At 43.6% G+C, this 12,604-nt stretch carries 13 protein-coding genes and 1 pseudogene; 7 read left to right on the forward strand and 7 right to left on the reverse strand.

What is annotated here, in order from left to right; all coding sequences use genetic code 11:
• The first annotated feature begins 196 nt into the window (after positions 1-196).
• The 4 genes and pseudogenes from psbB (at position 197) to ANSO36C_RS12515 (ending at position 4,289) form a co-directional block, all read left to right on the forward strand.
• Positions 197-1,726 (forward strand): photosystem II chlorophyll-binding protein CP47, encoded by a 1,530-nt coding sequence (gene psbB, locus ANSO36C_RS12500; protein WP_251959788.1) that lies wholly within the window; start codon positions 197-199, stop codon positions 1,724-1,726.
• Positions 1,727-1,828: 102 nt separating this feature from the next.
• Entirely contained in the window at positions 1,829-1,936 is a 108-nt protein-coding gene (locus tag ANSO36C_RS12505) for a photosystem II reaction center protein T (RefSeq protein ID WP_084227385.1), read from the forward strand.
• A gap of 291 nt (positions 1,937-2,227) precedes the next feature.
• Positions 2,228-3,375: pseudogene (locus ANSO36C_RS12510) on the forward strand (S1 RNA-binding domain-containing protein).
• 179 nt (positions 3,376-3,554) lie between these two features.
• A complete protein-coding gene (locus ANSO36C_RS12515) occupies positions 3,555-4,289 on the forward strand; it encodes an HAD family hydrolase (RefSeq protein WP_251959789.1) in 735 nt (244 codons plus the stop codon).
• A 46-nt stretch (positions 4,290-4,335) separates the two neighbouring features.
• On the opposite strand, the gene ANSO36C_RS12520 is transcribed toward ANSO36C_RS12515, so the two are convergent.
• From ANSO36C_RS12520 to ANSO36C_RS12530, 3 genes are all read right to left on the reverse strand, one after another.
• Positions 4,336-5,439, reverse strand: coding sequence for an AI-2E family transporter (locus ANSO36C_RS12520; protein WP_251959790.1), 1,104 nt, complete (start codon positions 5,437-5,439; stop codon positions 4,336-4,338).
• 149 nt (positions 5,440-5,588) lie between these two features.
• The gene (locus ANSO36C_RS12525; RefSeq protein WP_251959791.1) at positions 5,589-6,023 is read right to left on the reverse strand and encodes an NUDIX hydrolase; all 435 of its coding nucleotides are present in this window, start codon (positions 6,021-6,023) and stop codon (positions 5,589-5,591) included.
• A 21-nt stretch (positions 6,024-6,044) separates the two neighbouring features.
• Entirely contained in the window at positions 6,045-6,461 is a 417-nt protein-coding gene (locus tag ANSO36C_RS12530; protein ID WP_251959792.1) for a hypothetical protein, read from the reverse strand.
• A 303-nt stretch (positions 6,462-6,764) separates the two neighbouring features.
• Between ANSO36C_RS12530 and folD the strand changes: the two genes are divergently transcribed.
• From folD to ANSO36C_RS12545, 3 genes are all read left to right on the forward strand, one after another.
• Positions 6,765-7,652, forward strand: coding sequence for a bifunctional methylenetetrahydrofolate dehydrogenase/methenyltetrahydrofolate cyclohydrolase FolD (folD, locus tag ANSO36C_RS12535; RefSeq protein ID WP_251959793.1), 888 nt, complete (start codon positions 6,765-6,767; stop codon positions 7,650-7,652).
• A 278-nt stretch (positions 7,653-7,930) separates the two neighbouring features.
• Positions 7,931-8,863, forward strand: a complete 933-nt coding sequence (crtE, locus tag ANSO36C_RS12540; RefSeq protein ID WP_251959794.1) for a geranylgeranyl diphosphate synthase CrtE — start codon at positions 7,931-7,933, stop codon at positions 8,861-8,863.
• A gap of 261 nt (positions 8,864-9,124) precedes the next feature.
• Positions 9,125-9,580 carry a divergent PAP2 family protein gene (locus tag ANSO36C_RS12545; protein WP_190939008.1) on the forward strand — a complete coding sequence of 152 codons (456 nt, stop codon included), beginning with the start codon at positions 9,125-9,127 and terminating at the stop codon, positions 9,578-9,580.
• A 57-nt stretch (positions 9,581-9,637) separates the two neighbouring features.
• Here the strand turns inward: ANSO36C_RS12545 and ANSO36C_RS12550 are convergent, their stop codons facing one another.
• From ANSO36C_RS12550 to ANSO36C_RS12565, 4 genes are all read right to left on the reverse strand, one after another.
• Entirely contained in the window at positions 9,638-10,306 is a 669-nt protein-coding gene (locus ANSO36C_RS12550; RefSeq protein ID WP_251959795.1) for a hypothetical protein, read from the reverse strand.
• Positions 10,307-10,546: 240 nt separating this feature from the next.
• Positions 10,547-10,876, reverse strand: coding sequence for an MgPME-cyclase complex family protein (locus tag ANSO36C_RS12555; RefSeq protein ID WP_251959796.1), 330 nt, complete (start codon positions 10,874-10,876; stop codon positions 10,547-10,549).
• A 65-nt stretch (positions 10,877-10,941) separates the two neighbouring features.
• On the reverse strand, positions 10,942-11,661 hold the full coding sequence (locus tag ANSO36C_RS12560) for a nuclear transport factor 2 family protein (protein ID WP_251959797.1): 720 nt from the start codon (positions 11,659-11,661) through the stop codon (positions 10,942-10,944).
• A 166-nt stretch (positions 11,662-11,827) separates the two neighbouring features.
• Positions 11,828-12,553: a pyridoxine 5'-phosphate synthase gene (locus tag ANSO36C_RS12565; RefSeq protein ID WP_251959798.1), complete on the reverse strand. Its 726-nt coding sequence runs from the start codon at positions 12,551-12,553 to the stop codon at positions 11,828-11,830.
• Between the last annotated feature and the right edge of the window lie 51 nt (positions 12,554-12,604).

Consider the following 12,604-nt stretch of genomic DNA (forward strand, 5'->3'; position numbering starts at 1 on the left):
GTAAACCTCCCGAAGCGAGTAAGCATTGTCAAAGCACCAACGCTGTCTAATCTTATAAGACTAAGCTGTGGTAAGGTTTTGGCTGTGGCAATAACAAAAAAACAAGAGAGAGTTTTCTGAGTGGCGAATTTCGTTTCTCAGAATCTCAGTAAGAAAATTGCTTTGTAAACTAACTCATCGAGGAGGAGCGTAGTCGATGGGACTACCCTGGTACCGAGTACATACAGTCGTCCTGAATGATCCAGGACGGCTGATTTCTGTACATCTAATGCACACAGCCTTAGTAGCAGGCTGGGCTGGTTCGATGGCACTCTACGAACTAGCTGTTTTTGACCCTAGCGATCCGGTTCTCAATCCGATGTGGCGTCAAGGGATGTTCGTTCTACCCTTCATGTCACGTTTGGGCGTTACCCAATCTTGGGGTGGTTGGAACGTTACTGGTGGCCCAGCAACTGATCCTGGATTTTGGTCATTTGAAGGTGTTGCTGCGGCTCACATCGTTCTTTCCGGTTTGCTCTTCCTAGCTGCCGTATGGCACTGGGTTTACTGGGATTTGGAACTCTTTAGAGATCCCCGTACTGGTGAACCTGCCCTAGACTTGCCAAAAATGTTTGGCATTCACCTGTTCTTATCTGGTCTACTTTGTTTTGGATTTGGTGCTTTTCACCTCACCGGACTATTTGGGCCGGGGGTATGGGTTTCTGACCCTTATGGAATCACTGGCACCGTCCAGGCAGTAGCACCAGAATGGGGCCCAGATGGTTTTAACCCATACAACCCTGGTGGTATTGCGGCTCACCACATAGCTGCTGGTGTTGTTGGTATTATTGCAGGCTTATTCCACCTCACAGTTAGACCCCCCGAACGGCTCTATAAAGCCCTGCGGATGGGGAACATTGAAACAGTACTCTCTAGCAGTATTGCAGCAGTCTTCTTTGCTGCTTTCGTCGTTGCTGGTACTATGTGGTACGGTAACGCCGCCACTCCCATCGAATTGTTTGGCCCTACCCGCTACCAATGGGATCAAGGCTACTTCCGTCAAGAAATTCAGCGCCGCGTTCAAACAAGCGTTGCTGAAGGTGCAACCCTTGACCAAGCTTGGTCGCAAATTCCCGAAAAACTGGCATTCTATGATTATGTCGGTAATAGCCCCGCTAAAGGCGGTCTATTCCGTACAGGGCCAATGGTAAAAGGTGATGGTATTGCCCAATCTTGGCAAGGTCACGCCGTATTCAAAGATTCTGAAGGACGGGAATTGACCGTGCGTCGTCTCCCCAACTTCTTTGAAACCTTCCCAGTGATTTTGAGCGATGCAGATGGAATTGTCCGCGCTGACATTCCTTTCCGTCGGGCAGAATCTAAGTATAGCTTTGAGCAAACTGGTGTCACCGTTAGTTTTTACGGTGGTGATCTCAATGGTAAGACCTTTACAGAACCAGCTGATGTGAAGAAGTATGCCCGTAAAGCTCAAGGCGGTGAAATCTTTGAATTTGACCGAGAAACCTTGAACTCTGATGGTGTATTCCGCACCAGTCCTAGAGGTTGGTTTACCTTTGGACACGCCGTATTTGCTCTGCTGTTCTTCTTTGGTCATCTCTGGCATGGTTCTCGGACAATTTACCGAGACGTATTTGCTGGTGTTGATGCGGATCTAGAAGAACAAGTTGAGTGGGGTCTATTCCAGAAAGTGGGTGACAAGTCAACCCGCCGGAAGGAAGCCCTTTAAAAGAAAAGGAACTGGGGACTGGGGATGGGAAAAACTTTTTTCAATCCCTAATAACCAGTACCGAATCCCTCATTACTAGCTGGATAAAGAGGAAATCGTAATATGGAAAGCGTTGCGTACATCTTGATTTTTACTCTGTGTATAGGTACTCTCTTTTTTGCGATCGCATTTCGTGAACCCCCTCGTTTTGAGAAACCAAAAGATAAGTAGATCCTATTCCCAGACCCTGAAGCGGATTTAATTTTAATATCCGTTGCCACACCCTTAGTAGCAACGGATATTATCGTGTTTACCCTTTATTAGTTTTAATTACTAAGTAAATAACCAATCATCTTTAGATTGTGATATAATTTCCAATCTTGGGAGTAGATATGTGTTAATACTAGCTTTTCTGCGCTAGGATGAAAAGGATATTAAGTGTAAGCTGCTATAAAAGCGCTTATATAAGGGATAACGCTTACCCACAACCTTTACGGAGACTAGAACCAGGAACAAATCAGCATGGTCAATCAGAATTTAACCGCTACAGAAATTGGATTTACTCACGAAGATTTCGCTGCTCTACTTGACAAATACGATTATCATTTTAGCCCTGGCGATGTTGTGCCAGGAACAGTTTTCAGTATAGAGCCGCGCGGCGCTCTGATTGACATTGGTGCTAAAACCGCAGCATATATTCCTATACAAGAAATGTCTATTAACCGGGTGGATAGCCCGGAAGAAGTCTTACAATCAAACGAAACGCGGGAATTTTTCATCCTCACCGATGAAAATGAAGATGGTCAATTAACTCTTTCCATTCGCCGCATCGAATATATGCGGGCTTGGGAGCGCGTGCGACAACTGCAAGCAGAAGACGCTACAGTCCGTTCTGGTGTATTTGCTACCAATCGCGGTGGAGCATTAGTGCGAATTGAGGGATTACGTGGCTTTATCCCAGGTTCTCACATCAGCACCCGCAAACCCAAAGAAGAATTGGTAGGCGAAGATTTACCATTGAAATTCCTAGAGGTGGATGAAGAACGCAACCGCTTAGTTCTATCTCACCGTCGGGCGCTAGTTGAGCGCAAGATGAACCGCCTAGAAGTCGGCGAAGTAGTGATTGGTACAGTTCGTGGTATCAAGCCCTACGGTGCTTTCATCGACATTGGTGGCGTAAGTGGTCTACTGCATATTTCTGAGATTTCTCACGAGCATATTGATACACCTCATAGTGTGTTCAATGTCAATGATGAAGTGAAGTTATGATCATTGACTTGGATGCAGAAAGGGGTCGGATTTCCCTATCTACCAAGCAGCTAGAACCTGAACCCGGCGACATGATTAAAAACCGGGATTTGGTCTACGATAAGGCGGAAGAAATGGCTGCTAAATATCGTGAACAGCTGCTAGCCAAGCAGCAAGGTGCTACTGCTGCAACAGGTGCATCTCTAGAAGCTTCAGAAGAAGAGATTCCGCCAGCAGCAGAACTTGACGAAGAGATTCCACCAGCAGCAGAACTTGACGAAGAGATTCCACCAGCAGCAGAACTTGAAGAAATTCCCGCAGCTACAGAAACTGAAGAAGAAATTCCCGTAGCAGCAGAACTTGAAGAAATTCCCGCAGCGACGGAAACTGAAGAAGAAATTCCCGTAGCTGTTGAAGAATAATAGATTTTTTATAGTTTTACTTCTTTTTAAGTAAGAGTATTAAATGATTGTAGAAAGAGGGTTTTTCCCTCTTTTTTTATGTGCAAAATCGTTAAAAGGAGAGAGTTCGGACGCGATTAATCGCATCTATTAGGAATAATAAGTCTTAACTTTTAACTAAATAAGTGGGGTGAAATATTGTGGTAACTATTAAATGTAGAAACATTACTTTTGATAATATCCAGGCAATTTTGTTTGACAAAAACGGTACTCTGGAAGATTCAGAAACTTATTTGCGATCGCTAGCACAAAAAGCAGCAAGATTAATAGATGCTCAAATTCCTGGAACAGGAGAACCTTTATTGATGGCATTTGGCATCAATGGCAATCTTTTAGATCCCGCAGGTTTAATATCAGTAGGAAGCCGCCGCGAAACTGAAGTTGCGGCTGCGGCATATATTGCTGAAAGTGGAAAAGGATGGTTTGAGTGCTTAAAAATAGCCCGTCAAGCTTTGGATGAAGCGGAAAAATACATTGGACAAACCCCTTCACCATTGTTTGTGGGTAGCCTAGACTTGCTGAAATACCTACAAAAAGGCGGATTAAAACTTGGCATCCTCTCGGCTGCAACAACTGAAGAAGTACGTAATTTTGTCGCCAATCACCAATTAAATGATTATATCCAACTAGAAATGGGAGTGGATGACGGGCCGGGTAAACCAGATCCAGTGCTATTTTTGCAAGCTTGCCAAGCCTTGGGAGTTGAACCAAGCGCTACATTGATGGTGGGAGATGCAGTGGGTGATATGCAAATGGCACGTAATGCCAAAGCCGCAGGTTGTATTGGTATCACTTGGGTGGGTAAGCCAGATAATGTACGAGGTGCGGATGTGGTGATTAATCAACTTGATGAAATCCAGATTTTGGAGGATTAATTTATAGCGCTTACCCGTATTTTTAGCTAATCGAAATAATTAAATTTTAGCTATAAGTTCCTACTCTTTCACTTGTTACCGCAACAGGTTCTGACTTGATATCATCTATCTTATTAAATTCTCCAGCCCGCCAGCTATCTGTTATATCCTTGATAAAACTGGCAATAGGGATCGCAATTAACAAACCTAACACTCCTCCCAACTTTGCCCCCAGCAGTAAAGAAATAACAACCCATACAGGATTTAAGCCGGTCAAATTGCCGAGAATTCGCGGTGCAACAATATTAGAATTAACTTGGTCGATGGCAACAGCTACACCTAAAACTTCCACCCCTAGCCAAAAATTTTGTAGCGCGACCAACAAACTTACTATGGCGATACCGACTCCTGTACCAAAGGGGAAAAGTGAAAACAAGCCAATACCAATACCAAAAAGTAAAGCTAGGGGAACTTGCAGTGCCACAAACACTAGTGTAATTGTCACACCTAACACAGCCCCTAATGTTGCTTGACCAATGAAGTAATTGTGGAAATCCTCTCGCAGTAATTCCCGCATTTTTGGCCCAATGTTATGGGGAAACCACTGAAAAATTCCGTCCCAAAGACGTTCGCCGTTCAATGTTAAGTAGATAGTTAGCACTACCGCCAGTAGAACATTGAGGACAATACCAATTGTATCGACGGCAAAACCAAGAATTCTACCAGTAAACGACTGAAGTTGGTTAGATAATCGTTCTAGAAGTTGGGTAAATAAACCACTTAAATTAATGGGAAGTTGTTGTTGACTTAAGGCCCAATCTTGAAAAGCTTGCAGTTGCTGAGTACCAGAATCAATCCAACTGGGCAAAACATTAGCTAGTTCAACAAGCTGTTGGATAATTAGGGGAACCAAGGTGATGCCTAAAGCCCCTAAAACCACCGCAGTTAAAAGCAACACTCCCCCGATCGCTAAGTTGCGTTTCACCCCTTGTTCTTGAAGAAACTGGATTGGATAGTTCAAGACAAAAGCCAGCAATATAGCGGCGGCGATAATGCTAACTAAGGGTTGAAAATACTGTATAACCTGGAGCAATAGCCAGCCGTTGAGAATGGCAATGGGAAATGCCAATCCTATAGTTAACCATCGCGGTAGTTTGTTTGCTGATTGCATTAGTGATGACCCCATAAGAGTTCGTTCTAACTTTATTTTGGCTTCTTGCGATGTGGGGAGTAGGGGAAGAAGAATTAATAATCAATGCCCAATGCCCAATGCCCAATGCCCAATGACAAATGACAAATGACAAATGACTAATCCCCAAATTATGTTGGATTTTTCTCAATAAAATCCAACATAATCTTCTGATGCATTGCCCCTAAGGGTCGAATTTCGCCAGCGTTTTGTGAATAACAATTACCTTGGCGAATATTTTCTGGGGTGAATAACCCCATATCCCAGCCCTCATTTAGAACCAGTTGATTTAATTCCACCAAGAGTGGTGCATGAAAGACGTGACGTACAACTCTTTCGTCACGATAACAGCCAAATTCAACAAAGGACGGGAAATCATAGCCGATTTCTTCTAAAATTTCTCGTTTTACAGCGATATCCGGTGTTTCCCCAGGTTCGATGTGACCACCAAACAGCGCCCAGTAACCAGGGTAGAGAATACCGGGGATGTTGTCGCGCAGTTGCATGAGAAAATTGTTTTTTTGGTAGAGAATTGCGATCGCAACATGCACCTGTTCATTGTTCATATCTTTATTTGTAATTGCTGATTACTCTTCTTCTAAATAGACTTCCCCCAATTCTTTGCCAGCTAAGGGAATACTTCGGTAGCGAACTTTACCTTTAATTACCACTTGTGAACCCTCACCTAGATTCTTTTGATTGGTGACAACCCAAATTTTGCCAGTTGAATCACTTATTTCATAAGCCCACTGTTTGATCATGGGAGCTTGCTTTTCTACCTGACCTTGGATGTAAACTATAGCCTGATTGTCTTGTTTTGGTTTAATTTTTCCAATTTGGGTGACATTTGTACCAATTTGTAAGCCATTTTTACTTAAGTTAGGCGATGTCAAGTTACCACAACTACAAAGCCCCCCTACCAGCAAAACAGCTAACCCCAGGCGGTAAGGAATAATACTGTGCCTATACAAGAACGAAAGGAACAATTTTTTCGTTTGTCGCATGAAAGTCACCGATTTATTTATTTTGGGCATTGGGATTAGGGGAGAGGTGACAGGTGACAGGTTGTAGGGAATAATCTGTTGTACCCTCTACCCTGTACCCTATTCCCTTATTTACTCACCACTCCCCAATTCTTTATTCTTCAGATGATGACGTTGATCTGAGAAAATAAAGATTATGGATTTACTGTGAGAGAAACGCTACGACATCAAACAGCAACACAATAATAGTAGAAAGTCAATATTTAAAAATCAATATTTTTACTTTGGACTTTCGAGAAAAGACGAATATAGCTGGGAATTTTCATGGAAACAAAAACTGCCAAACTCCTTGATGGTAAAGCAATAGCAGCAAAAATTCAGCAAGAACTTTCTGTTGCCATTAAACAAATACAACCGAAAATTGGACGACCCCCTGGTTTAGCAGTGTTGATGGTTGGTGATAACCCAGCGTCAGCAGCTTATGTACGCAATAAAGAAAAAGCTTGCGCTAAAGTTGGTATTGCTTCTTTTGGCAAACATTTTCCCGCCCAAACAACCCTTGGAGAATTAGAAGAGGTAATTGCTGCACTCAACCACGATGAAAGGGTGGATGGCATTCTTGTGCAGTTGCCTTTACCTAACCACTTAGATGCTGTAACCCTGCTACATCAAATTGATCCCGATAAGGATGCTGATGGCCTACACCCAGTCAACTTGGGGCGATTAGTACGCGGAGAAACAGGGTTACGTAGCTGCACCCCGGCTGGTGTAATGCGGATTTTGGAAGAATATGAGATTTCTTTACAGGGAAAACAGGCAGTAGTCGTGGGACGTAGTATTTTGGTAGGTAAACCAATGGCGTTGATGCTACTAGAAGCTGATGCCACAGTTACGATCGCTCACTCGCGATCGCATGATCTTAAAACCATCACCCAAAATGCTGATATTCTAATTGCAGCAGTAGGTCGTCCCGGACTGATCTCTGCTGATATGGTGAAACCGGGTGCTGTTGTGGTAGATGTGGGAATGAATCGTGTCACCGATGCTAGTGGCAACAGTCGCTTAATTGGCGATGTCAATTTTGAATCAACTGCTGCTGTAGCAGGATTTATCACCCCCGTTCCTGGTGGTGTTGGCCCTATGACTGTCGCCATACTATTGCAAAATACATTTGCTAGCTATTCTAGAGCAGCAAGAGAACAAAAAGAGTGATGAGTTAAAACAATTCGCAATTCGCAATTCGCAATTCGCAATTACGTTTTGTGACGGGAATTTAGACCCCGACACAAAACGGGCTGCCTGTCTTGCTGGGGACTTAAACCCCCAAAGTTTGTTAAAAGTGATGAGTTAAAAGTTAAGAGTTATTAATTCCTAACTTCTAACTGCTAATTCCTAACTTCTAACTCCCAAACTCTTCATTTTTTCAGCGCCACAGCACCTTAAAATTGTGACGTATGAGACGAAAATCGCAAAATGTTAGGATTTAAAGCATGGTAGCAACTGATAACGTTCAAAAGACACCACCAGAGGAAGCCACGTTTAACTTAGCAGCCTATCTAAAAGAGCGACAAAAGCTTTGTGATACTGCCTTGGATCAGGCTATCCCAATTATTTATCCAGAAAAGATTTATGAGGCGATGCGCTACTCGTTATTAGCTGGAGGCAAGCGTGTACGTCCTATTCTTTGCCTTGCTACCTGTGAAATGATGGGTGGAACCATTGAGATGGCCATGCCAACGGCTTGTGCGGTGGAGATGATCCATACAATGTCGTTGATTCATGACGACCTCCCAGCGATGGATAATGACGATTACCGTCGTGGAAAGCTGACGAATCATAAAGTTTATGGCGAAGATGTGGCGATTTTAGCTGGCGATGGCTTATTAGCTCTCGCTTTTGAGTTTGTTGCCATTGAAACCCCCCAAAACGTTCCTAGAGAGCTAGTCTTGCAGGTAATTGCCCGTCTTGGTCGGGCGCTGGGGGCAGCTGGCTTGGTCGGCGGTCAAGTTGTCGATTTAGAGTCAGAAGGTAAACCAGATATTTCCCTAGAAACCCTAAATTTCATTCATAAACACAAAACAGCCGCTCTTTTGGAAGCTTGCGTAGTTTGTGGTGGGATCATCGCTGGGGCATCACCTGAAGATGTGCAACGGCTGACCCGTTATGCTCAAAATATTGGGCTAGCATTCCAAATTATCGATGATATTTTAGATGTCACTTCTACCCAAGAGCAATTAGGTAAAACTGCTGGCAAAGACCAAAAAGCCCAGAAAGTGACCTATCCTAGCCTTTGGGGGCTAGAGGAATCGCGCTTAAAAGCTCAAGAGCTAGTTAAAGCAGCTTGTGTGGAATTAGAACCATTTGGAGACAAAGCCAAACAACTCCAAGCGATCGCTCATTTTATTACCAGCCGCAATAACTAATAACGTTTTGGGGAATTCGTAATTTCTATAGCGTAAGCGTTTGATTGGTTTTAAATGGGTGGTTTATTGATGCCATGCTGTACTACACCTGCAAGCAGAATTCAAAACTCGAAAAGTTTATCAAGTAAGCTTTTGGGTGATTTTGAATAATGGCTGTGTTTCCATCGTGATGTACTAAGTGAATTTTGAATTTTAGGTTGAATCTAAATGTTTCCTCAACCAACAACTGCTGCTAATATTTACTAACCTAACCAAAATACCATGCAGGACATAGGCAACATTTTAGACAACCGGGTGCTGCTGGTTGCTCTGGTAGCTTGTTTAATTGCTCAAGCATTAAAGCTCGTAGTCGAGATCGTCAAAAATCGCAAACTGAATGTGCGTGTTTTGGTGACAACCGGAGGTATGCCCAGTGCCCATTCGGCTCTGGTTACAGCTTTAGCCGCAGGTGTAGGGCAAACACTGGGCTGGGCATCTCCTGATTTTGCCGTTGCGATCGTTTTTGCCATCATCGTCATGTATGATGCAGCCGGAGTTCGTCAAGCGGCAGGTAAGCAAGCTCGTATCCTCAATCAAATGATTGATGAATTATTTCATGAAAAACCAGACTTTAGCCAAGACCGTTTGAAAGAATTACTCGGACATACACCAGTTCAGGTAATCGCTGGGTCGGCTTTGGGCATAACCATCTATTGGTTAGCTAGGTCTGCTTATTAGTCAATAGTCTACAGCCCACAGTTTATTAACTAATGACCAATGACTAATGACTAATGACTACAACCGCACAGTTGAGCGCAGCAAAATCACCTTACGACTATCTACGATGCTGGCAACGAAACCGCCATTGTTTAGCTTCTGCAATGTGTTGTAAGCTTCACTTTGGTTAGTTGTATAAACTGCCAGCAAGTAAGGGCGTTGTCCATAAGAAACAAAACCGACGTTACCTCCTACTGCTTGCTGCACACTATTTACTAGTTCTGGACGGTTGTAATAATCTACCAGCACTGCATAACCCTCTCCTAAGGCTTGAGGATTATAGCTGAGTGTTTGCTGAGGTGGCTGTGCCTGCCTCTGTGGCTGTGGCTGTGTTTGTGCTTGCACATCTGGTGTTGTTGGTCGAGTGGTAATTATGGCAGACAAGCCAACAATATTGCTGACATATCTCGCCCAACGATTAGCATCATCGATTTTGTTAAAGCCCCCTACTCGCGTCACAGTTTCGTTGAGATATTTGCAGGTGATGGTTTTAAGTTCAGGTGGTAAGGCACTACGCAACTGCTTTTGATTATTTGCTGTGGGACTGACTACTAATAAAAGATACTCACCCGCATTTGGTGGTTGACAAGAGGGAATGGCTTGTTGGGCAAAGACAGAGCTTATGCCACCAATCAACCCTGCCATCGCTAATCCTAAAACACTTGGTAAAGTCTGAAATCTACGCACAAAAGTTAGATTATGTAAATCAAGGTGTCTTAGAAGATTTTATAAGAAAAAAGATAAAAACCTAGTTAGTTCAGTATGGGAATAAAAAGAGTGTCAAAAAATATATTTTGCTACTCAAAAATAAAATTAGAAAGTGGGAAGTAAAGAAGGGAATAGGTTACAGGTTAGAGGGTACAGATTATTCCCTATAACCTGTCACCTCTAACCTAATCCCAATGCCCCATGCCCCATGCCCCATTCCTAAGATACGGTAGCTAACGATGCCAAAGCATCTGGTATTGCTTCAGAAGGAGCCTGGAATTCTCCTGTGATGACGTACTCTAAACGCAGTTTTAACCAAGTAATAAATTGGGGATTAATAGAAATAATCGCCACTGCTGGTTGAGGACACTTTGCCTTTAGCTCTTTAAACTGCGGTGTTTCCAAGAAAGCTGGTTGTTCAACCAACCAAAAATCTATTTGTTTTTCTTGTTCGTGGTAATAACGGGTACGTTCTTTAATAACTTCGTGTATCGGTTCTTCTTCGAGAAGAAAACGTTTACTAGCCAAAACGTAATAGTATGTTTGCATTTTCATCCTTTGGTTGCTATGTGAATAATTTAAGGGCACAGTGCTGCACTCTGTACCCTTACAAGCTAACTTTTGTGAGATTTCTTGAACCAAGAACTGAACGGACAAGCACTTTTTTGGTTTTCAGCATTGGTTTGTTTGCCACCAGATGTTAGCTTTTCCAAGAACAGATTATTGTCAAAGTAGTGTTCTAAGGAAATAACCTTCAAGTCATCGGTAACTTTTGCAATGCTCATGCCGATAATTTCTACTGTCTCTCCAGTAGGTGCATGGCCTTTATATTCTCCGTTAAAATGTCCCCAATGCCGCCATTTGAATGTGACATTTGGAGGCCCTGAGAAAACTTCCAGTACTTCCCAAGGAAATCCCTGGGGAAATGTTGTGTGGAAGACCTTTGCGGATGATTCAAAGCTTTCTTCTGAAGCCTTGTAGTGTTCTGAATCAGCCATAAATAAATTGTAAGTACCTTGAACTGATAAATCTGCTGCGGTATACTCTACTCCGCCATTGGTACTCACCCGAAAGTTTTCATTAACAATAGATAACCACTGTTGAGGGTTAGCTTTGAAGGATACCTCCATCTCGAAGGTTCGCACTAAGTTTTGCACGATCGCTTCTAGTGTACCTTCAAGGTGATTGTAGATACTTTCTTTAGCGAGATTTTCTTTGGAACGGGAATAATCAGGCGGTATCTGATAACGCCACTCGACATCAGTGCTTTCTGCTATCACTCGATCTCGATCCTGTACCCAAAGTGGCAGGTTGTTAGATTGTGTTGCGCTCATAGAAGTTTTTGCTGAAGATTTGATCCCAATTTCTAGATTTCGCAGTGACAACCCCTCTTTTAAGATACGGGAGCAGGGGGAGCAGGGGGAGCAGGGGAAGCAGGGGGAATAGAGGGGAGGTTGTTGTAAGTGTTTCCCCTCTGCCTAATACCCCATGCCCCATGCCCTATGCCCCATCCCCTTTTATAGCTTGCCTCATCTCCCGGACTGCCCTTTCTATACCTACTAATGCTGCCCGGCTGATGATGGTATGACCAATGTTCAGTTCTTCTATGCCCGGAAGCGTAGCCACCGGATAGACGTTCCAGTAGGTGAGTCCATGACCAGCGTTGACTCGCAATCCAGCTTGAATCGCTTGTTCACAACCTTTCGCTAATATGGCTAATTCTCGCTGGCGATTTGCTTCATCCTTAGCCTCAGCGTATTGTCCGGTGTGCAATTCAATAAACTGCGCTTGCACCTTGACAGATGCTTCAATTTGTGCAGCTTCTGCATCGATAAATAAACTAACTGGAATATTAGCGCTTTGCAATTTATCGACTATCTCACCTATTCTAGCAATTTGCAGGACAATATCTAGTCCGCCTTCTGTTGTGACTTCTTGGCGCTTTTCGGGGACTAAGGTCACGTAATCTGGTTTGATATCGAGAGCGATCGCTAGCATTTCGTCTGTAGCGGCCATTTCTAAATTAAGATGCGATCGCACTGTTTGCCGCAATATTTGTACATCCCTGTCTTGGATATGCCGCCGATCTTCGCGCAGATGCACTGTAATTCCATCTGCACCGCCTAATTCTGCCAGCACCGCCGCCGCTACGGGGTCTGGTTCCACTGTCCGCCGTGCTTGCCGGATAGTGGCGATGTGGTCAATGTTAACGCCAAGTGTAGCCACCCCAAATTTCTCCCAAATCCACAGTCCTCAGAACTTGATTTTACCGGAAAT

Source organism: Nostoc cf. commune SO-36, from assembly GCF_023734775.1.
Lineage (GTDB): Bacteria > Cyanobacteriota > Cyanobacteriia > Cyanobacteriales > Nostocaceae > Nostoc > Nostoc commune_A.

Bases quoted from the DNA above. Each gene is read 5' to 3' on its own strand.
- ANSO36C_RS12560 (WP_251959797.1), bottom strand. From the start codon at position 11,661: ATGAGCGCAACACAATCTAACAACCTGCCACTTTGGGTACAGGATCGA.
- ANSO36C_RS12545 (WP_190939008.1), top strand. From the start codon at position 9,125: ATGCAGGACATAGGCAACATTTTAGACAACCGGGTGCTGCTGGTTGCT.
- ANSO36C_RS12505 (WP_084227385.1), top strand. From the start codon at position 1,829: ATGGAAAGCGTTGCGTACATCTTGATTTTTACTCTGTGTATAGGTACT.
- ANSO36C_RS12530 (WP_251959792.1), bottom strand. From the start codon at position 6,461: ATGCGACAAACGAAAAAATTGTTCCTTTCGTTCTTGTATAGGCACAGT.
- psbB (WP_251959788.1), top strand. From the start codon at position 197: ATGGGACTACCCTGGTACCGAGTACATACAGTCGTCCTGAATGATCCA.
- ANSO36C_RS12520 (WP_251959790.1), bottom strand. From the start codon at position 5,439: ATGCAATCAGCAAACAAACTACCGCGATGGTTAACTATAGGATTGGCA.
- folD (WP_251959793.1), top strand. From the start codon at position 6,765: ATGGAAACAAAAACTGCCAAACTCCTTGATGGTAAAGCAATAGCAGCA.
- ANSO36C_RS12555 (WP_251959796.1), bottom strand. From the start codon at position 10,876: ATGCAAACATACTATTACGTTTTGGCTAGTAAACGTTTTCTTCTCGAA.
- crtE (WP_251959794.1), top strand. From the start codon at position 7,931: ATGGTAGCAACTGATAACGTTCAAAAGACACCACCAGAGGAAGCCACG.
- ANSO36C_RS12525 (WP_251959791.1), bottom strand. From the start codon at position 6,023: ATGAACAATGAACAGGTGCATGTTGCGATCGCAATTCTCTACCAAAAA.